Origin of the sequence: Acinetobacter sp. Res13-Abat-PEC15-P4-01 (assembly GCF_015676285.1) — a bacterium.
GTDB lineage: Bacteria > Pseudomonadota > Gammaproteobacteria > Pseudomonadales > Moraxellaceae > Acinetobacter > Acinetobacter nematophilus.
On sequence record NZ_JADAIN010000039.1, the window covers coordinates 12,637 to 34,237 of the forward strand.

At 38.8% G+C, this 21,601-nt stretch carries 19 protein-coding genes; 11 read left to right on the plus strand and 8 right to left on the minus strand.

Annotation, left to right across the window (positions count from 1 at the left end; all coding sequences use genetic code 11):
• Nucleotides 1-11 precede the first annotated feature (11 nt).
• The 10 genes from tssF to IMO47_RS15145 all read left to right on the plus strand — a co-directional run bounded on the left by tssF (nt 12) and on the right by IMO47_RS15145 (nt 12,179).
• On the plus strand, nt 12-1,820 hold the full coding sequence (gene tssF, locus IMO47_RS15100) for a type VI secretion system baseplate subunit TssF (RefSeq protein WP_196074655.1): 1,809 nt from the start codon (nt 12-14) through the stop codon (nt 1,818-1,820).
• Nucleotides 1,784-2,776 carry a type VI secretion system baseplate subunit TssG gene (gene tssG / locus IMO47_RS15105; protein ID WP_196074656.1) on the plus strand — a complete coding sequence of 331 codons (993 nt, stop codon included), beginning with the start codon at nt 1,784-1,786 and terminating at the stop codon, nt 2,774-2,776. The genes tssF and tssG overlap by 37 nt, the downstream gene beginning before the upstream one ends.
• Entirely contained in the window at nt 2,777-4,162 is a 1,386-nt protein-coding gene (locus tag IMO47_RS15110) for a hypothetical protein (protein WP_196074657.1), read from the plus strand.
• A gap of 37 nt (nt 4,163-4,199) precedes the next feature.
• Nucleotides 4,200-8,081 (plus strand): type VI secretion system membrane subunit TssM, encoded by a 3,882-nt coding sequence (gene tssM, locus IMO47_RS15115; protein WP_242052685.1) that lies wholly within the window; start codon nt 4,200-4,202, stop codon nt 8,079-8,081.
• 34 nt (nt 8,082-8,115) lie between these two features.
• Nucleotides 8,116-9,075: a type VI secretion system-associated protein TagF gene (gene tagF, locus IMO47_RS15120; protein ID WP_196074665.1), complete on the plus strand. Its 960-nt coding sequence runs from the start codon at nt 8,116-8,118 to the stop codon at nt 9,073-9,075.
• On the plus strand, nt 9,068-9,844 hold the full coding sequence (locus IMO47_RS15125) for an OmpA family protein (RefSeq protein ID WP_196074659.1): 777 nt from the start codon (nt 9,068-9,070) through the stop codon (nt 9,842-9,844). Before tagF ends, IMO47_RS15125 begins: the two co-directional genes overlap by 8 nt.
• A 39-nt stretch (nt 9,845-9,883) precedes the next feature.
• On the plus strand, nt 9,884-10,150 hold the full coding sequence (locus IMO47_RS15130; RefSeq protein ID WP_196074660.1) for a PAAR domain-containing protein: 267 nt from the start codon (nt 9,884-9,886) through the stop codon (nt 10,148-10,150).
• A gap of 304 nt (nt 10,151-10,454) precedes the next feature.
• Entirely contained in the window at nt 10,455-10,991 is a 537-nt protein-coding gene (locus IMO47_RS15135) for a PAAR domain-containing protein (protein WP_196074661.1), read from the plus strand.
• On the plus strand, nt 10,984-11,712 hold the full coding sequence (locus IMO47_RS15140; protein WP_227552346.1) for a hypothetical protein: 729 nt from the start codon (nt 10,984-10,986) through the stop codon (nt 11,710-11,712). The genes IMO47_RS15135 and IMO47_RS15140 overlap by 8 nt, the downstream gene beginning before the upstream one ends.
• 2 nt (nt 11,713-11,714) lie before the next feature.
• Nucleotides 11,715-12,179 carry an NF045616 family extracytoplasmic (lipo)protein gene (locus IMO47_RS15145; RefSeq protein WP_196074662.1) on the plus strand — a complete coding sequence of 155 codons (465 nt, stop codon included), beginning with the start codon at nt 11,715-11,717 and terminating at the stop codon, nt 12,177-12,179.
• Between the two features lie 279 nt (nt 12,180-12,458).
• On the opposite strand, the gene IMO47_RS15150 is transcribed toward IMO47_RS15145, so the two are convergent.
• Complete coding sequence (locus tag IMO47_RS15150; protein WP_196074663.1) at nt 12,459-13,001, minus strand: NAD(P)H-dependent oxidoreductase; 543 nt, start codon at nt 12,999-13,001, stop codon at nt 12,459-12,461.
• 176 nt (nt 13,002-13,177) lie between these two features.
• Here IMO47_RS15150 and IMO47_RS15155 point away from each other — a divergent pair, with 176 nt between their 5' ends.
• Entirely contained in the window at nt 13,178-13,744 is a 567-nt protein-coding gene (locus IMO47_RS15155; protein ID WP_196074664.1) for a 5'-nucleosidase, read from the plus strand.
• 103 nt (nt 13,745-13,847) lie between these two features.
• Here IMO47_RS15155 and IMO47_RS15160 read toward each other — a convergent pair whose 3' ends face one another.
• The 7 genes from IMO47_RS15160 to argA form a co-directional block, all read right to left on the minus strand.
• Nucleotides 13,848-14,462: a TetR/AcrR family transcriptional regulator gene (locus IMO47_RS15160; RefSeq protein WP_004832227.1), complete on the minus strand. Its 615-nt coding sequence runs from the start codon at nt 14,460-14,462 to the stop codon at nt 13,848-13,850.
• Between the two features lie 502 nt (nt 14,463-14,964).
• On the minus strand, nt 14,965-15,762 hold the full coding sequence (locus IMO47_RS15165) for an ATP-binding cassette domain-containing protein (protein WP_196076217.1): 798 nt from the start codon (nt 15,760-15,762) through the stop codon (nt 14,965-14,967).
• Nucleotides 15,763-15,771: 9 nt separating this feature from the next.
• A complete protein-coding gene (gene ssuC / locus IMO47_RS15170) occupies nt 15,772-16,593 on the minus strand; it encodes an aliphatic sulfonate ABC transporter permease SsuC (RefSeq protein ID WP_196076218.1) in 822 nt (273 codons plus the stop codon).
• Nucleotides 16,590-17,759 carry an FMNH2-dependent alkanesulfonate monooxygenase gene (ssuD, locus tag IMO47_RS15175; protein WP_196076219.1) on the minus strand — a complete coding sequence of 390 codons (1,170 nt, stop codon included), beginning with the start codon at nt 17,757-17,759 and terminating at the stop codon, nt 16,590-16,592. The genes ssuC and ssuD overlap by 4 nt, the downstream gene beginning before the upstream one ends.
• Before the next feature lie 28 nt (nt 17,760-17,787).
• Entirely contained in the window at nt 17,788-18,720 is a 933-nt protein-coding gene (locus IMO47_RS15180; protein WP_227552347.1) for a sulfonate ABC transporter substrate-binding protein, read from the minus strand.
• Between the two features lie 93 nt (nt 18,721-18,813).
• The gene (locus IMO47_RS15185) at nt 18,814-19,773 is read right to left on the minus strand and encodes a sulfonate ABC transporter substrate-binding protein (RefSeq protein ID WP_196076221.1); all 960 of its coding nucleotides are present in this window, start codon (nt 19,771-19,773) and stop codon (nt 18,814-18,816) included.
• 329 nt (nt 19,774-20,102) lie between these two features.
• Complete coding sequence (gene argA / locus IMO47_RS15190) at nt 20,103-21,458, minus strand: amino-acid N-acetyltransferase (RefSeq protein WP_196076222.1); 1,356 nt, start codon at nt 21,456-21,458, stop codon at nt 20,103-20,105.
• Between the last annotated feature and the right edge of the window lie 143 nt (nt 21,459-21,601).

The following is a 21,601-nucleotide window of genomic DNA, read 5'->3' on the forward strand; positions in this document are numbered from 1 at the left end:
GTAGGTATGTCGTGATAGAAGAACTTTTACCGTATTATGAAAAGCAACTACAAGAATTTGGTCAGCAGTCACGTGCATTTGCAGATAAATATCCTAAAATTGCGCAAAGATTATCTTTAAACCAAGAACAAATTGATGATCCACATATTGAGCGCCTGATCCAGGCTTTTTCTTTAATTGCGGCACGTATTGATAAAAAATTAGCTGATAGCTATGACATATTTACCCGCTCATTATTTGAAGTCATGTTTCCGCAGTATCTGCGACATTTTCCTGCCTGCTCCGTAGTGAGCTTTGAAGATTTAAATAAACAAAAACAATTAACGGATGTTCATGTTATTCCCAAAGGAACAACTTTAAAATCAAGAAGTTTTAAGGGGGTCCAATGTGAATTTAATACCAGTACAGCAGTAAAGTTACTGCCAATTCAACTGGAAAGTTTAAGTTTTCAAACGACACCAAGTGCGCATATTCATTTAAACCAGAATGCAACGTTGAGTTTAAAATTTGATTTATTCAACCCGTGTAAAAATTGGTTGAAAAATGAAAAACTGCCCATTTATTTAGATGCTATCTCCAATTTTCCGCTCCAAGTCTTGGACCATATTTTTCACCAGGATACCAGCTTTAGTCTGCGCATCAATCATAAAGTGACAGCGATTAAAAATCCTTTTGAAGTGATGGGATTTCATGAAGATGAAAGTTTATTGCCGATAGATCAGCATACCCATCATGCCTATCGTTTGTTGATAGAATACTTTTGTTTTCCAGAAAAATTTAGTTATCTGAATTTAAATTTAGATTTTTTAAAATTATTAAAAGATGAAAATTTAACTTTTGAAATTCAGATTCATTTGAAGCTGAATTTAAATGATCAAGCCATTATTCGAAATTATTCAGAATTAAATGTAGCGAACTTTAAATTATTTACCAGTCCAGTGGTAAATTTATTTGAAAAACAGGCTGAACCCCAGAAAATCAATCACAAAAACTTAGAGTATCCACTGATCACAGATGCTCATCACCCTGAATTTTATCAAGTGTATTCAATACTTGAAATGAATTTGATTCGTGAAAAAAGTAATCAAGATCAAGTGGTTTACCCAATTTTACCTTTCTTCGCAATGAGTCATTATCACGGTGAAGATATTCAGTTTTTTTATGCTTTGAATCCGACTGTTTTACAGAATCAATATGTTGAAACAGGATATTCAATTATTTCGAAACAGCTCGAGCCACAGAGTATCAAGTCTGATTTTGTCAGTTGCAGATTACTTTGTTCAAACCGTGAATTGCCGTATGAAGCTTTAGGTCAATCGAATAATGTTTTGAATTTGAATGACAGTACGGTTGCTCGTCGTGCCTTGATATTAAAAAGACCTACAGAGCCTTATCAATTTGAAATGAATAAAAACGAACAATGGCGGATTATTTCACATCTTTCTTTGAATACGCTTGCGTTAATGAAAGGGGATACAGTCAGTCATATCAAAGAGTTACTTGAACTTTATAATTTACCAAAATCGAAAGAAAATCATTTGATTATTGATGCGATCAAACAAATTGAATTTGAGATTACCCATAAACTTGTTGAAGCAAAACCTTTCCCGATGTTTGTGCGAGGGGTGAAGGTGCTGATGGATGTGGATGTTCAAGTTTTCCGTGGACATAGTCTCTATATTTTCAGTGAGTTGATTAGTCACATTTTTAATTTAAAAGTACAGATGAACAGCTTTGTTGATGTTTTTGTGAGAGATTTAAATACAAAACAGGAGTTATACCAATGCGTACAGAACGTTGGTGGCAAGAAGCTTCTGTAGTTGATGAGCTTTTCAAAACTCCTACAGCTTTTGAATTTGTTCAGTCAACCCGATTATTTAGACATGCACCCAGCATCACAACTTTAAAAAGCTGGTCAGATGATTTTCTTTTTGAAAGTTCACTGAATCTAAATTTCCCCAAGCATGAGATCGAGTCTTTAGAACAAGTTGAAGACAGGATTCACATGACCAATTTGGTGGTCGGTTTAACCGGTATGCAGGGTGCGATGCCTTATACCTATACCAATAAAGTCAAGCAGGCACCTCGTAAACAGCGTGTTGAAGTACAGAAGTTCTTAGGATTATTTAATCACAAACTGACAGCCCAATTTGTGGATGCAAGTCTGAGTTATAATCTGCCGGTACGTTATGAAATTGAAAAAGAAAATAATTACTTAGAAATATTACATGCATTAAATGGCTATATTCGAACCCAGCATCAGCAAAGTGATTTAGATGATTATTTTGCTGAGTTTTCGGGATTGATGCAGGGACAAAACAATACCGCACATGCATTGAAAACGATGTTGACCTGTGTTTTTCATCATCCTGTTGAAGTCAAAGAATATATTACTGAGAAGTTTAAACTAGGGGACGAGCAGAAAACCAAGTTAGGAGGAAAGCAACCCTTTCTTTTGGGAGTAAATACTTTTTGTGGGGAAACCATTCGACAAATTGATGGAAAAATAGAAATACAAATTGGTCCATTAACGCATGCCCAATATTTAGAGTTTTTACCGAAGAAAAAGTTAAGTCAAAAATTAAAAAAAATACTTCAGAGTTGGTGTAGTCCAACCTTACTGGTTGATTTGCGGTTGGTGCTTGCCAAAGAAGAAGTTCAGCCCTTACAGTTGAGTTCAACAGCACAAGTCGGTTTGGCACAAGGTGCTTTTGTGATGCCGAAGACGCAAAGTGACAATGATGAAACCTGTTATGCGCTGATTGGAGCTTCATAAATGATCAAAATAATTTTAGCAACATTGATCAGTGTCATTCTACTGGTCTCAGCGATCGTGGTATTTTATTGGCGCGACATTAAATATGATCCAAGCGGACAGGATTTTGTTATTTTCTTTGGATTGATTCCTGCTGCGATCACATTGTTGCTTCTAACCCCGATGTTGCTGAAAAAATTCTATCAAAGTCGCCAAGACAAGAAAGAGCAACAAAAACTTGAAGAAGAACAACGTACTGAACAGCAAAATAGTGTTGAAACGCATGATGCAGAAATTGAGTGGGTAAATTTAAAGGTCTATTCGACAACCAGTTTAAGTGCAATGGGGGAAAACGAAGTTCATATTGAGCAACTTCAAGATCCTATCAGCCCAGAACTAGACCAAGGACTCATCAATAGCTATGGTTTGCCCATCTTGTCATTGCGTATTCAATCACTTGAAGAACCAGAACAAGATTCATCAAGTTTATCGAGTCGTCAGAGACGGATCACCGCCTTAATTCAGCAGCAGCTTGAACAAAATATCGACATGCTTCACCAAATCGCGGAGCACTTAAAGAATTCAGCACTGTTCTATGATGCTAAACTTGCACATGAATATCGTATGCATCCTGCGTGGATTAACCCGCATCAAGAATATGAAGATGAATCTGTAGAACAACAGATTGCAGAAGCTGTCCCCCAATTAAATCGCCTCAATATTCATCTTATTTTACCTGAAAACTTATTTCACACATGGGATGAAAACTCAGGCGTAGAATTGATGGATCAATATTTTACACAGCTTGGCATCATTGATCAGCAGTTTCATACTGAATATCATTACTGGGGTGAAACAACGGCATATCATGATTGGATGAAGTTGTTGAAAAGAACACAGTCATTGGATGCAGAAGTTTCGTTATTTATTGTGGTTGATTCTGAAATTGATCAAGAAACCATTGATGATCGAACATGGATGACGGAAAAATATATTCCTTCTGAATATATCAGTACCTGCTGTATGACCAATGCAAAGGTTGAATTGCAAAATTTACAGCCAACCAAGTATATTCGAATTGCACTAAATTCTGATCAGGCATCTCAACCCTTAAAAGAGTTGAATCTGGCTCAAGCAGAACAATTTGAACAAGAGCAACCTTTTGTTTTGGTTTTAGATGATCCTAAAGAGGTCAAGCTTTTAAAAAGATTAGAACAGAATTTTGCAGAAACACCGATTGAAGCACATCACTATCTTTATTGTAAAAGTAGTTTAGGTCATACCCAGTCTTTAGCCAAAGTTTTTGGTTTTATGTTGAGTCTGCACCTTAAAGATGAGTTGTATGGCTATGTTTATAGTGCTGAACATCAGCAAACCCAAGTAGTTGTTGGGACTGAGTTTGCATAGAGATTACAGACAAATTTAGAAAGAAATCGAGAAAATGATACAAACAATTTTAAGCTATGCATGGCAATACATCACAAATCCAAAGCTTGTGATCGCGCTTTCAATCCTGGTTGCGATAATTTCTTCGTACAGTGTGGTACCGCGTCAGTACTTCTTTATGATGCTCGCTGCGTATATTCTGGGTCTGGTGATTTACGGAATTTACTGGTTGATTCAACGCCGTAAGCATGCAGAGCAAGGTGAAGCTCTGGCTGAAGCAATTGAGCAAGACAACACCGCTGAATACGGAAAACAAAAAGACAAAGAAGAATTAAACCTGATCAACCAGCAGATGAAAGAATCAATCCAACTGATTCGTAAATCTAAATTGGGTGACAAAAGCGGAAATGCTGCGCTTTACGAGTTACCTTGGTATATGGTGATTGGTAATCCTGCTGCGGGAAAAAGTTCTGCAATTTATCATTCGGGCCTAAAATTCCCATTTGAAGAAACCCACCAAAAAGTGGTGTCTTCAGGACTGAGCGGTACTCGAAACTGTGACTGGTTTTTTTCTACAGAAGGGGTTCTGCTCGATACAGCAGGGCGCTATTCTGTATATTCAGAAGACCATTCAGAATGGTTAGGCTTTTTAAGTATTCTAAAAAAGAATCGTTCTAAAGCACCGATCAATGGATTGATTGTGATTGTCAGTGTGGCTGAGCTGGTCAGTCAAAGCCCTGAAAAATCAATTAAATTAGCGAAAAGTTTAAGAGCTCGTATCCAGGACTTGACCGAACGTTTAGAGATCTTTGCACCCGTATATCTGGTTTTTTCTAAAATGGATTTGATTGCAGGGTTTACGGAATTCTTTGAATGCTATGAGGCAGCAGAATTTGATCAAGTCTGGGGTGCGACTTTACCCTATGACCCTGAATCATCACAAAATGCAGCTGAACATTTCGAAAAACATTACAACATTTTATATGATGGCTTAAAAGGGGTAAGTACAACTCATTTAAGTCGCCGTCATGCACAGAATATTTCTCCAAGTGTGATGACTTTCCCGCTTGAATTTAAAACTTTAAAACCGGTATTAAAAACTTTTATCGGGACGTTGTTTGAAGAAAATCCATACCAGTTTAAACCGGTATTCCGTGGCTTCTATTTCACCAGTGCTTTACAGGAGGGTGTAATTGAAAGTCCGATGACAGAACAGATCGTCGATGATTTTCAACTGACCAAGATTCCCAATAGCGAGCATGGTATTCCACAGAATTCAATTTCTCAGAATCATGGTTATTTCTTAAAGGGTTTATTCTCAGAAGTTATTCTGAAAGATAAGAATTTAGTTAAACAGCATATTAATCCCAATACAAAACGTAAGCGCTACTTGGCATTTATTGCATCACTATTAGGTGTTTCGATTATTTTAGGCTTGTGGGTTTGGTCTTATCGCAATAACCAGCAATTGATTGCGGATGTACAAGCCGATCTGAATAAAGTGGTTCAAATGGAACAAACCACAGGTCAAGAACTTTCAACCCAAATTGATGCTTTATTGATTTTGCAACAACGTTTGGAACAGTTGGATGACTTTGACCAGCATCGTCCGTTGAAGTTTTCATTTGGTTTATATCAAGGCAATGAATTAAAGGAAAAATTAAAAGCTGAGTATTTAAAAGGGGTGAGACAGATTGTCTTAGCACCAAGTCAGCAAAACATTGCGCAGTATTTGCAACGTGTTAAAGGTAATGAGCAAACACTCAAACAAAATCATGTCAATGTAGAAATCAAACAAACCTCTTCTACACAGATCGCATCAGAGCCTTCGGATACAAATCCGCAAGATGCTTATAATGCCTTGAAAGCTTATCTCATGATGAGCAATCCACAATATATGGATGCAAGTCATTTAAGCGATCAAGTTACCCGTTTCTGGCGTTCATGGTTAGATGCCAATCGTGGACAAATGCCGCGTGGAGAAATGATTCAAAAAGCTGAAAAAATCTTGAGCTATTCAATGACTTTAGCCAACGATAAAAAATTCCCAGTTTTAGAGTCGGATGCTCAGTTGGTTGATCAAACTCGCCAGGTATTGCTCTCGGTTGTTCGCGGTATGCCGGCACGTGATCGTGTATATAATGAAATTAAAATGCGTGCAGCTGTTCGTTATCCTGCCGTGACTGTGGCGCAAATTGTGGGTGAAACCAATCGTAATGTGATGCTGGGTGGTTATGCTTTACCGGGAATATTTACTCAGAAAGCATGGGATGAATATGTTGATAAAGCCATTGAAGAAGCTGCAAACAAACCAACAGATACCAAAGATTGGGTATTAAATAGCACACAGTCTGATGATTTAACATTCAGTGGTAGTCCAGATCAAATCCGTAAACAGCTGACGCAATTGTATAAGCAAGAATATATTGCTGAATGGAAAAAGTTTATTAACGCAACCCATTATGCAAAAGGTCCCGATTTTGTTCAGCAAGCGAAGATCATGGACGTGTTGGGTGAACCACAAAACTCTCCAATTCGTACCTATATTGATCGTGTAGCGAAAGAAACCAGTTGGGATAATCCTGTGGTTCAAGCAGAACTTGCTGCCCCGCAAACAGGTTTTATTGCTTGGTTTAAGCGTAAAGTACTCGGTCAGGGTAAATCGGATGAAATCCAACGTGCCTCTAATCAGACTCAAGGGCAAATCTCTCAACAGTTCCAAGTGTTCTATCAACTGGTTCGTAAACGTGATGATCTACAAAATAAATCATTGCTCGATGACTATTTACAGAATATGGCTCAAGTGAGAAGCAAGCTGAATGACCTTCGTAGCGCAGGTGATTTTGGTCCAAGTGCTTTGGCTTTAGCAAAACAAACCATTAATGATCAAAGTTCAGTTTTTAATGCAACCCAAAAGGTTGTTGATGAAAAACTTACAGTAGGTTTAGGTGAGCTGGATCAGCAAATGGTTCAAAAGCTTTTGGTCAGCCCATTGACACAATCATTCGATAGCTTGTTGACTCCGGCTCAAGATGAGATTAACAAACTCTGGACATTACAAGCGTATCAACCATTTAATCAAACACTTTCTCAAAAAGTTCCGTTTAATTCATCTGGCACAATTCAAGCAACCAGTAATGAAATTAGTCAGATTTTTGGTGATAACGGAAGCATTTCGAAGTTTGTTAAAGAGACACTAGATCCATTCGTGATTCGTCGTGGTTATACCTTATCTTCAAAAACTTGGAAGAATATGGGTGTAGGCTTGAACCCAGAATTTGTGATGAATTTTGAGCAATATACCACACCGATCAACGGTGCATCAGCGGGTGCTGCAGGTGGCGGCGCCCCAGCTGCGAATCAGTCTAACTTCCAATTCTATCCAATTCCAAATAACAAATTGCTGTCGTATACCATTGATATTGATGGACAGCGTTTAGTCTATGAAAACGGTATTCAACAATGGGTGAACTTTATGTGGCCAAATCCTGGCGCAATTCCGGGAGCCCGAATCACAGCAATTGACTTAGATGGTCAAACTCATACGATCTTTGAGGAACCAGGCGAGTACGGTATCAACAAATTAATTGATAGTGCGCAACGTAAGCCACTCAATGGTAGTTTTGAAATGACATGGACCAGCAAACAAAACAGTGATTTGTTTGTAAAACTTCAGTTCCGTTTGATTAGTGGAAATGCTTCTAACCCAATCGGTTCAAATCGTGGTTATGTGGGGTTAAAGCTGGTGGATCGAGTGACTAGCCCTAAAGCGGCATTGGTAGTTGCAGCACAGCAGGCACCTGCAACAGGATCAAATCCACAAGCGGCATCACCATTTGGAGCAGCAACGCCGTCGGCGGCACAAACAGCGCCTAAACCGCAGACACCAGCAACGCCAAATGCAGCAGCTCAAGCTGCAACAAGTGGGGGAGCTCAATGATCATTGGGAACGATTTAGTGCGAGGGATGAAAGTATGCAAACATTAAAGTCTACACCATTGTATTATGGAAAATGCCCTGCGCGCGGTGACTTTTTAAAAACCAAAGGACAATATGCGTTGATCCAAGTGATTGATCAATGGATTACCGAAGCGCTAGAACTGGCGATGCGAGAAGAAAATTTCAATGAAGCCTATCAATCTTTAGCGCCATTGGATTTCTTTATTGCCAATCCGAAAGAAAAGATGTTTCTTGCCGCCAATATGGTGACCAGTGAAGACAGTTCAGGGCGCCAGTTTCCAATGGTTTTGAGCCAATTGTTGGAAATTGAAAATCCTTTTCAAAACTTATTGTATGCACCGTTTAAATATAAACCTGTACTGATTGATCTTTTTCAAAAGAACCGCATGTTTAGAACCATAACTGATCCTGAGTTATTGGTGAATAAACTGGGTTTGATTGATCGTGAGGTTCAGGTGCTGCCTGAACTGAAAACACAGGATTTCTTTGAACACCATACAATGCATTCATTTGCACAAATGATGAAGATCACGCCTTATGAATTGGCGCAAAGTATGTTGGGTCTAGGTTTATTGCTACAGCCCGTACTGAAACATGGCACCAGTAAATTATCCAAGGTATTAATTTTACCCATCAATAACCAAAGTTATTGCTATGAAATTGCTGCGTTTTGGGTCAATTTAATTGGACGTTTCTTGGAAAAAAACAATACAGAGATTTTGATCGGTATTTTGCACCAAGAATCACCGATTTTACTGTTTGGTTTCCAAGGTGCTGATATTACCGCATTAAGTAATATTTTTACTCAGAATATGCAAAATGATCATTGGGTTTCTTTGGTTCAACCTTTATGGATTGATGCCTATCTTGAACAGAACGCAGGTCTTGCGGCCCTTGAACAATCTCTCTGTCAGCGTCAATTGAGTTTGACACAAGGGATGAAAATTTTTCGGCAAACCTTTATAGATGAATAATGATATGAAGAATCAAAAAGTAAAAATATTGAAAAAATTTGCGATTATTTCAAGCTTATTTTATTCATTTCAGGTATTTGCCGCTCCTATCGTGGTTGAAGGAGCAGTACCCAATGATATGGCCAAACAAGCAATTCTAGCCAAGTTAAAAGCGGTGTATGGCAATGATCAGGTGGTTGATAAAATTCAAATTCGTCCTGTATCTGCACCGAATGGTTGGAGTGACTCAGTGACTCGAGTCATCACCCCAGATTTGAAAAAAATTAGTCAGGGTAAATTGTCCGTGCGGGGTACACAAGTTGAACTGACGGGTAAGATGGGTGTTCAAACAGATATTCAACCCACGACCACATTATTTCAGTCATTGGTTCAACCGCCGTACCGATTTAATGCTCAGATTAGTGTAAATGCAGCGGAGCAATCCGTAATTGATAATGCCTTAAAAAATCGAATCATTGAATTTGAATCTGGTAAAGCAGTTTTAACCCCAGCAGGCACACAAATCTTAGACGAGATGGTGGTTGCATTAAATAAGGTTCAGGGTAAGAATGTTAAAATTGTTGGGCATACAGATAGCCAGGGTGATCCACAAAAGAACCAAGCATTAAGCTTGCAACGTGCTGAAGCTGTAAAACAATATTTAACCACCAAAGGTATTGCACCCACTCGCTTGAGTACGGCGGGATTAGGTTCGACTAAACCTGTAGCAGACAATGCAACGGATGAGGGTCGTAGAAAGAACCGCCGTATTGAGTTTGATGTTTTATAAAATGCTTTCTGAATAACAATACAATAAGAGGTAGGAATTATGGCACTTCCATATATTACATTAGGATCTCCAACCACAGGCGGTGGAAAAATCATTTCTGCCCAAACTTCTTTCCTGATCGATGGAAAGGCAATAGCCTGCGTTGGTGATAAAGCAACTTGTCCTAAGCATAAGTGTGTTGCCACGATTGTTGCCGGTGATAATCATATGCTGGTGATGGGCAAGGCTGCGGCACAGCACAATTCACCTTTATCATGTGGCTGTAAATGCATTGGTGATCAATCATTAACTGTTGGGCAGAATTGATAATTTAATGAATGGTTTAGATGGTTAGGTAATGATGTGGAGGGAATTTTTACAGAACTTACTTTGATAATGCAATTATAGTATTTGTAAATTTATTTACTCTAAAACTATTTTTCAGGTTTAGAGATTTCTTTTTGTCGTAAAGCGAATGATAGAACTTTTTTATGGTCGCTACGTCTCTATGTTCGATTAAATCTGTTGCAAAAAATGCAACAGAATAAGGTCATAGAAAAAAAACGATGTATTGATTTTGATGTTTTTATAATGATTCAACTGAATAACAGAACAATAAAAGGTAAAAATTATGGCAAATCCATATATTAGATTAGGCTCTCCCACGACAGGTGGTGGGAAAATCATTTCGGGTCAGTCCTCTTTCCTGATTGAAGGGAAAGCGATTGCATGTGTTGGTGATAAAGCAAGTTGTCCTAAGCATAAGTGTGTTGCCACGATTGTTGCTGGTGATAATCATATGCTGGTGATGGGCAAGGCAGCTGCACAGCACAATTCTCCATTATCGTGTGGCTGTAAGTGTATTGGCGATCAAAACTTAACCGTTGGTGATAATGGTGGGGGTTTAGGGATATCTTCAAAAATAGAAAGTTCAACAGCAATGACGAATGGATTTGCTCCAACTAATTCAAAACAATATGGTCATCAGTTCCAATTAAAGGATGAGTTAACAGGTGAGCCACTGGCTAATGTTTGTTATGAAATTACTAAAAATGGTGAAGCCATTCATGGGACTACAGATGAAAATGGTTTTACTGAGTTAATAACTGGAAATTCTGCTGAAAAGATTGAAATTCATCTTTTATTTGAGGAGCATACTCATGGGTAGAAATGAATTTGATAGAAAAAATACAATTTTTTCTGATGAATATGATTTAAGCCAGACGAATAAAATATTGTTAGCTAATGCTACATTAAGCCTTATACCTAAAGATAAGCCATCTCCTTTTTCTCAAATTAAAGTTGAGTTTAGACGTAGATTAACAGAAAGAGAAATTATAATGTGTCGAAGTGTTTTTAAAGATTCGATTGATTATACGGATGTTTGGATAATTATGGGTGGTCTGTTACAAAGCATAACTGGTAATGCAATTACACCATTTGGTCACATTACCTTACCAAGAAGTGACTATATTAATTATAAGGATTTTTCAAAAGCACCACCAAATGTAAAGCATTGGTTTATGCATGAAGTTACACATATCTGGCAGCATCAAATGGGCTTTTCAAACCTTAAGGCAGGAAAAAAGCTAGCTTGTAATTTTGGATACTCGAAGACTGTTGACTCACCTGATTCACCTAATGGAGAAGACCTATTAGCTTATAAAACTGATCTCTCTGGACGAAATATTTATAAAAGATTTAGTGAGTTTAATATGGAGCAACAAGGCAGAATTATAGAATTATATTTTGATGGTAAATTTTTAAAATTTAATAATCCTGAAAGAAAGCATCATAAATTAAGTATTAAATTAGAGCGACATGTAATGTTTGCTTTAGAATTTTTCTTGAAAGATCCAAAGGATAAATCCCAGTTGCCAAGGATGTGAAAATGAGAATATACATAGGGCTATTGTTGTTATTTTTTACAATGAACTGTTACGCTACCCCAGAGTCAACTTTGTTTGCTTCAGTAAAGGGTAATAGTATTTGCCTATTTACTAAGGGTAACTATAAAAAAATTACGGATAATCAAATAGTGTTTTACATGGGAGAAATTATTCAAGATCAAGAGTTTAAAAGCTCATTTGCCCAAACATATACAAATATCCATGATATGCCAACTTCCGAAAGTCATTGCATTCTCATGGACTCAGCAAAATTTAAACATAAAGTGCCCTATTATTTATATTTAGAATCTGACAAATCTTATTCTCAACGCATCTGTGTAGATCAGCAAAATAATAAAATTATTCTGACAAAAGTGGAGGATGTCTTTAATTGTGGCTCGAAGGAATATGATTATTCAGGTAGAAGTTGGTGGCAAATCATTTTATCTTGGTTTGGATTAAATTAAAGCTATATCTATTTTTGGATTGTTTTTATCCGTTCGATCACTTTTGATGACAATTGAATTAGATGATAAAAAAAGCCCCATCATCCTGACGGGGCTTTTTCGTATTGGTTCGTTAGGTAAACTCCTGTTCTACCTCACTTCCTGATGCTCAGACCGATTATTGTTGTTTTGTGTCTGGGAAACTTCCTGTTCCCTATGACGATAGAATAGATAAATTCTTTGGATCGACCAAGTCGTAAAATCAAACAAGCGATGTAGGCCAAAACGTACAACAATCACTTAGACATTGGCATATTGAATCAATTTATTGACTACGGATTTTACGGCTTTATTATCAAATTCATTGCCTTCAAATACTTCGGTCTTACCACGTTGACCAATATCGCGAATTTCGATGACTGCATTGGAGTCAATCATGCCAATAAAGGCACACACCTGTTTAATTTGATCAATCGAACGTGAGCCGTTCGTTCCACCATAACTGACAAATGCAGCGGGTTTGCTTTGCCATTCCTTGTATACATAGTCAATTGCATTTTTCAGTACAGGACTGTATCCATGATTATATTCTGGGGTAATAAAAATAAAGGCATCACCTGAAGCGACTTTTTTTGCCCATTCCTGCTGTTTGGTTTGGTCATAAATACCCGAAGCAGGTGAGTTTTTTCCTGCAAAGAAAGGCAGATCCCACTCTTTTAAATCTACGATTTCAACATTTAAGGTACTAAATTCAAGTTGATTAATTGTTTTGAGTAGCCATTCTGCAACTTTGATTGCAACACGACCTTCTCGGATACTGCCCACAATGATTTGAATATTCATTTATTGTCGTCTCTATTTATGTATTTGATCATTATGAACAATCAAACTGTAGAGTATCGTAGTGATTTGTATATGATTTTAAATTGAATGTGAGGGGGAAGAAGGTTTAAAAAGAATTAAATTGATCTGGAATAAAAATTCAATTTTAATAAGTAAAATTTTAATTTTGAACAGTAATGAAAGATAATTTAGCATTAATCATGGCTTTACCCAATGAATCTAAAGGTTTGTTTGAACAAGCAGGGATTGCCATCCATTATAGTGGAATTGGAAAGATCAATGCAGCATTCACGGCTTATGACGTCATTCAAAAGACAGGCTGTAAAACTGTATTGAATCTTGGTAGTGCGGGAAGCTCAACTTTTAATGCCCATGAATTGATTGAAGTAAAAACCTTTGTACAGCGAGATATGGATGTTTCTCCTCTTGGCTTTGAAGTGGGTGTAACGCCGATGGATCAGCATTTTCCTCAAGAAATTCATTTAGACAGTTATTTTCCTGATTTGTTACAAGGCATCTGTGGTACAGGGGATAGTTTTGAAACAGGGCAGCCGAAGGTCAATTGTGATTTAGTTGATATGGAAGGTTATGCATTGGCGAAAGTATGTAAAAAGCTCGGTGTGCGATTGATTTCCGTAAAGTATATTAGCGATGGTGCCAACGATACTGCGCATTTAGATTGGGAAGAAAATTTATTATTAGGCGCGCAGAAATTATTAAAACTTTATCAGTCTCTAGATTAGAAAAACAGCAAATTGAATATCATCAGGATTTCAATTTAAGTTTAGGCGACCATAGGGGGCTATGGTCGTTTGCCAAAATAACCAATATTGTTATATTGGATGATTAATTACGCGGTAATACACCATATAAAGTCATATGGATTGTATGTTCGATTGCACGTTGACACATACTTTTATTACGTAAAGTTTTACCTGTAACCATTTCGATTTGAGTACTGAAATCAGCATAGTTTTGAGTCAATGCCCAAATATTGATAATCAGTAATTCAGCATCAATTTGATCTGAGATTTTACCTTGAGTTTGCCAATTCAAAATGACCTTTGCTTTGCGTTTAAATAACTTTTTAAGCGGACCTTTGAGAATGGATAAAATATGTGGCGCACCTTGAATCACCTCTAAGGCAAAAAGCTTAGACGCTTTGGGCTGAGTTCTTGAGATTTCAATCTTTGTCATAATGTAATGTGACAAAGCTTCAGCTGGTTCCAATTCTGATTCAAGCGATTGTAATGGTGCTAACCATTTCTGCATGACCGTTGTCAGTACTTCAACGTATAAGGCTTCTTTATTTTCATAATAATAGAAAATATTCGACTTATGCATATCTGCTAACTGCGCAATTTCGTCTAGGCTTGCACCGTTGAAACCATAGACAGAAAATACATCAAGTGCAGCACTAAGTAACTGCTGCCGTTTTTGAGCACTCTTTTTTTGTTCCATCGCATCTTTAAATCAAATAAATGATTATTAAATTGTACGGTAAAATGTTTGATTTGTGCACAGAAAGCAAGATTATTTTGGTATATTTCTGATAAATAATTATGAAGTTTTATTATTAAATCAATCGCAATTCACTATTATCTAAATTTGCACTAAACTAGAGCAAAACCAATATAAAAATTATGTCAGTTATGGCTTATTATTTAAATTTTGTGACATTTTTTAGTATAAGACTATTTTTTGAGTAACTTACAAAATAAATGAACCAAGAATGCTGTTATTTAATTTTAATTTAAGAAAGTCATTTTGATTTAAAAGCATCCGATTATATTTGAATGAAGAATCTCTATGGATGATTTTATTTATTTAATAATGAAGTTTTAGTCGATAAAAATGGATGAAACTTCGACATATTGATAAAAGTACAGGATTCAAGCTGGAATAAGGGCAAGAAATTTTATGCCCTTATATTTTATAGATAAATCCTCAGCGTGCTATGTTTTTAAGTCGCCAACACAGCAGCCAGCACTTGCTGTTCAAGTTCAGCAAACACAACTCCTTTTTGACGTGGGCGGGCTAAATCAACTTGAAACTGTTGTGCGATATGACCTTTATCCAAAAGAATAATACGGTCCGCCAATTGCACAGCCTCGCTAACATCATGGGTGACTAAAATGGTGGTAAATCCTTGTTCCAGCCACAGTTTTTCGATCAGGTTTTGCATTTCTAGACGTGTTAATGCATCCAGAGCTCCCAAAGGTTCATCCAGCAGCAATACGCGTGGTGTATGCGACAGCGCACGTGCAAGTGCCGTTCTTTGACGTTGTCCACCTGAAAGCTGTGAAGGCCATAATCCTGACTTTTCCTTTAACCCGACTTTTTCAAGTAGTTGCTCAGCTTTGGGAAATTGATCTTTGGCGAGACCCAATTGCACATTTTTTAAAATGTTTTTCCATGGTAAAAGGCGTGGGTCCTGAAACATCACCCGAATATCATCTGCGATAATACCTTCACGGAAATTCAGCAAAGACTTAAATTTGATTTCACCGTAACTGGGTTGTTCTAAATCGGCGATTAAACGCAATAGAGTACTTTTACCGCAACCACTGCGTCCGACGATTGCAACGAACTCACCCGCTTCAATGTGCAAGTCTAGATCTTCGAGAACTTTAACTTCACCATAGTATTTATGCAGCTGTTCAATCGAAATTTCTGCACCAATTTTTGCCTGGTCTTGTTCAATTGCCTCTGGGCTTGGAAGAAGATCATTGGCGTATTGGCTTATGCTTAAATCGGTCATTTCAAGCTCCTATTTTTGATAACCTGCGTGCCAACGCAATAGATATTTTTCTAAGAATTGTGCGAAGACATCGGCAAGCTTACCCAAAAGGGCATACAGTAAAATACCGACGAGGACGATGTCTGTCTGTAAAAACTCACGGGCATTCATGGTCATATAACCAATTCCAGATTGAGCAGAAATGGTTTCTGCAACAATAAGTAATACCCAAACTAAGCCCAATGAAAAACGTAAACCAACCAGAATAGATGGCATTGCACCAGGTAAAATAATTTCTTTATATAATTGCCATTGGTTTAAACCATAGCTTTTCCCCATCTCAATCAATTGAGGATCAACTGAGCGAATGCCATGATAAGTATTGATATAAATAGGAAAAAATACCCCAACTGCCACCAAAAACAACTTTGCTGATTCATCAATACCGAACCATAAAATCACAAGTGGAATGAGTGCTAAAGCAGGAATATTTCGAATCATTTGCAAGGTCGTATCCAGCAGGTTTGACGCAACTTTTGAAGAGCCGTTGAGCAAGCCTAAAATCAAACCTAAACCGCCCCCTACCAATAGCCCGAGCAAGGCACGACCTGCACTCACTTTGACATGCTGCCAGAGTTCACCGCTGATCAATAATGTCCAAAAAGCCGATACCACTGCTGATGGTGCAGGAAGGACACGACTTTCAAGCCAGCCCGTTTTCGAAGCGATTTGCCAAATGACAATCAATAAAATCGGAACAATCCAAGGCAGCAAACGCTGCCCCAATTGATTTGTTCCACGTGAAACGACATGACTTTCCTTGGTAGGACTTCGCCTGACTATGACACTCATGCGAACTCCTTTAAGGGCTTTTTATTTTCCTCGGGTGTGTAGTTGTTGGCTACAATTTCTCCAAATGGTCCAGTTAAATTTGGTTGGGTGAGTTTTTTACGTGTTTCCAATGGAAGCAAGGGGAATACCAACTCGGCAAAACGAATCGATTCTTCCAAATGTGGGTAGCCAGAAAAGATAAAAGTATTGATCCCCAAGTCAGCATATTCTTGGATACGATCTGCAACCGTTTGTGGGTCACCCACCAATGCTGTACCCGCACCACCACGAACTAAGCCAACGCCCGCCCAAAGGTTTGGAGAAACCTCAAGCTTGCTACGATCACCATTATGTAGTTCTGCCATGCGGCGCTGACCGACAGAATCCATTTGTTTAAATTTCTTTTGAGCAGCAGCGATGGTTGCATCATCCACATATTGAATCAATTCATTGGCTGCTTGCCATGCTTGTTCTGTAGTTTCACGAACAATCACATGTAAGCGAATACCATAATTTAACTGACGTCCTTTGGCTTCTGCCCGTGCTTTAACGACAGCAATTTTTTCTTTCACCGCAGCAGGTGGTTCACCCCAAGTTAAATAGGTATCGACTTGCTCAGCTGCCAATTCGATGGCATCTTCGGAAGAGCCACCAAACCATAGGGGCGGATAGGGTGCTTGAATAGGTGGATAAAGCAGTTTGGCATCATCAACACTCAGGCGTTCGCCATGAAATGTAAAAGATTCCCCTGTGTGTGAGCGCTTTAAAATTTCACGCCAAATCGTGGTGTATTCAGCTGCTGTTTTATAACGCGTGGCATGGTCTTCATATAAACCATCACCTTTTAATTCTTGTTCGTCTCCACCCGTAACGAGGTTGAGTAGAACACGGCCATTGGATAAACGGTCAAACGTAGCTGCCATCCGTGCTGCAAGGGCAGGTGTGGTTACACCCGGACGCAAAGCAACCAAAAATTTTAGATTTTTAGTGGCGTCAATGAGGCTTGCCGCCGTGATCCATGGATCTTCGCATGAACGACCAGTCGGGATGAGTACACCTTCATAACCCAGATTATCGACTGCAACAGCAATTTGTTTCATGTAGGCATGATCGACTTGTCGCGCGCCTTTGCTGGTTCCTAAATAACGACTGTCACCGTGAGTGGGAATAAACCAGAAGATTTTCATATCATGCATCCTTAAAAAAATTCAAATACTATTTAGCCGTCCAAACAGCCTGTTTGATGTCAATGCTGTTTGGAATAATTTTGAGTTCGCTAAAGCGATTTGCGAGCTGTTGTTGGTCTGAAATCACTTTGGCTGAAAGTGGGGCAGCACCTGAAGGGCGAGGACGTCGATCGATAAAGGTCTGACTGACCTGTAGTTTTAACCCCGTGCTTTGACCAATTGATTGTGCGGTGGCAACACGGTTGGCCTGTACCCATTTATCTGCAACATTGATTTGTTGAATAATGCCTTTGACTGCCTGAGGGTATTTTTTAACAAATTCAGGTGATGCCAAGTAAAAAGTATAATTTGGACTTAAACCCTGCCCTGAAGCGAGTACACGGGCTTGATCTTCAATTTGGGCGGAAGCAAAGAATGGGTCCCAAATCGCCCAGGCATCGACAGCTCCTTTTTGAAAAGCGGCACGTGCATCAGCAGGAGTGAGCCAAATGGGTTGGATGTCCGACCATTGCAAGCCAGCTTTACGGACAGCTTGGACCAATAAATAGTGAGCACTTGAACCTTTTTGTAGCGCAATACGCTTACCTTTTAATTCGCTGAGTTTGGTTATCTTGGAACTTTTCGGTACTAGAATGGCGGAGGCGAGCGGTTTGGCAGCTTCGTAGGCAATATAATACAAAGGCTTATTGGCTGCTTGCGCGTAGACGGGTGGCGTATCTCCCGTGACACCTACATCCAGTGAACCAACGGCAAGTGCTTCAAGAATCTGTGGTCCTGCCGGGAATTCATTCCAGGAAATCTTGGCATTGGGAAATTCTTTTTCATAGAGTTTCTGTTGTTTGGCAATCGCAAAGTTAATCGAACTTTTTTGAAAACCAATACGTAACTCTTTTACGGTGGGATCAATTGCCCACACTGAAGTTGACCCAAGCATTGCACTACAGATCAACATTGTTGTCATGGCATGTGTAGGCGCATTGAACCATGATGATGTTTTGTGTTGTACAAAGTGTTGGGTCATTGTGATGTCCTCATTGCATCGCATTATGCGAAATTATTGAGCGAGTACAGCCGCTTGAATATTGATCTTGTTTGGAATAAGTTTTTGTTGATAAAAAGCATCAGCGACATCCTGTTGCTTTTTCACCACATCGTTAGAAATTGAACTTACGCCAAAGCCCATCCGTGAAATGGATGTATTGAGTACATCAAGCGGTAAGCCTGTCGGTTTTTCTAAAAGTTTGGCAGCATCAGTTTGATGTTGAGATACCCATTGTGTGGTGGTATTTAATTCATTCACTACGATTTTTAAAACGTCGGGGTGCTGTTCTGCAAATTTTCGATCAGCCAAGTAGAATTGATGGTTATTCACTAGGTTTTGACCTGTAGCAATGACTTTTGCATTGAGTTGTTTTTCCGCAGCAGCAAAGAACGGATCCCAAATCACCCACGCATCGACAGCACCTTTTTCAAAAGCAGCACGTGCATCAGCAGGCGGTAAGTAGACCACTTGAATGTCATCTAGCTTTAAATGGTTTGCTTCCAAGACTTTAAGTAAAAGGTAATGTACGTTAGAGCCTTTATTCAGGACGACACGTTTGCCCTTGAGGTCTTGCACCGATTGAATCGGCGAGTCTTTAGGGACGATCAGTGCCTCAGCCAAAGGTGCAGCAGGCTGATTGGCAACATAGACCAGATTGGAGTTCGCTGCCTGAGCAAAAATAGGAGGTGCTTCACCTGATTCACCAAAGGACACGCTTCCCACATTTAAGCCTTCTAACAATTGTGGACCAGCAGGAAACTCAACCCATTTGACATTGACCCCTTTTTGTTTAAGCGCTTTATCCAAGTCGCCCCGGGCCTTGATAATTGGCAATACGCCATATTTTTGAAAACCGATATTTAAAGTCGTGGTCTCTTGCGGTTTAGAACATCCAGTCAGCATCATGATGGTGGCAAGACTTGCACTTAGAAAGGAGATTTTTTTCCATGAAGGTTGAAATAAGTGCGCCATGAGTCACGATGCCTGTGTAATGTAAAAAGGATGAGCATCAGCTTAAAAGGCTTTGTATTTTCAAAAAAATAAGTTTTTTATGATTGCTAATGAAAAAAAAAGATAAATTATTAAATGCTAAAGTTATCGTTAAATCAGAAATATAAAATAAATATTCTATAAAAATAAAAAGTTATAAGAATATGAAAAGTATAAATTTATTGCTGTTATTTAGATCAGGAATATAGATTCCATGATCATGCATAAGCAAAATCTCTCAGTCATGGAATCTATTTAGATAAGTTTAGATGTAAATGTGATAATTCATGGAACCCAGTGTGTGTTGAAGATCAGGTCATGCTTTTTTTAAATACCATTGAATTACGTTGATAGTTATATAGAGCTTGGCGTGCTTCGGGTAAGTCGTCAACATTTGCCAATTCAAAACCATGCTCTAAGAACCAGTGTGCCGTTCGTGTAGTGAGAACAAACAGTTGTTGAATACCTTGCTGGCGTGCATGTTCTTCTAGAAAATGTAGAATCTGACTGCCCCGGTTCGATTTACGATAGCCAGGATGGACAGCAACGCAGGCGATTTCAGCGGAACTTACTTCATCGTTTGAAGCAGGAATTGGGTAGAGTGCGGCACAGGCTAAAATCGTACCGTCTCGCTCGATGACAGCAAATTTATCAATTTCAGTTTCAAGTCGTTCACGTGAGCGATAGACCAGAATTCCTTCTTCTTCCAAGGGACGTAATAAGTTGATTAAACCGCCTACATCACCGATATTTGCCATACGCACTTCTTCATAATGCGCATCAGTAATCATGGTGCCATGCCCATCACGGGTAAAGAGTTCTTCTATTAAAGCACCGTCATGCGCATATGAAAGCAGATGTACACGATTGACTCCTTTTAATGATGCCTGTTTGGCATTGTGTAAATGCAAGGCAATTTCAAAATTTGAATCTTGATATTTTTCAATGTGCTTATCAAGCTGATGTGGGGTAATTTCACGTTTTAATTGTCCGTATTCATCCATTAAGCCCTGCTGACTGCCCAAGAAAATCAATTTATCCGCTTGCAGGTGGATGGCAGTTTTTGTTGCCACTTCTTCTGCCAGTAAATTAAAGACTTCCCCAGTGGTTGAATAGCCTGTTGGACCTAATAGCACAATATTCTGATTGTCTAAGTGACGTTGAATCGCCTCGGTATCAATGGTTCGAACTTCACCTGTGAGCTGAAAATCGATGCCATCTCGAATGCCGTACGGTTTCGCAGTCACGAAGTTACCCGATACAACATCAATGCGAGCACCAAACATCGGCGAGTTGGCGAGTCCCATTGACAATAAGGCTTCAATTTGTAGTCGAATTGATCCCACAGCGTTCATGACGCAAGGCAAAGACGCACGCGTTGTAATGCGACGATTGATATGGATGGGGCTCTGGATTTTATTTTGACGTAAATTCGCATTGATTTGAGGGCGTGCGCCGTGGACCAGAATGAGTCGTATACCTAATGAATGTAATAGCGCAATATCATGAATAATATGTTGAAAATTGGCGTGCTCAACAGCTTCACCGCCAAACATCAATACAAAGGTCTTACCACGATGGGCATTGATATAGGGTGCAGAATGACGAAACCAATGCACATATTCTTGCGCTGTGCTTTGTGTTGTTTCTGGGCTGTCAGTTTGCATACCTATCTCAGTATTGTTGATTGCTATGTGATGATTCTAAACAAAAATAACTGATAAATAATAGTCAAAATAAAAAAAGCACCCGAACGTGGGAGGACGAGTGCAAAAGGGTTATACATTTCACGATTGAATCTTGAATATAA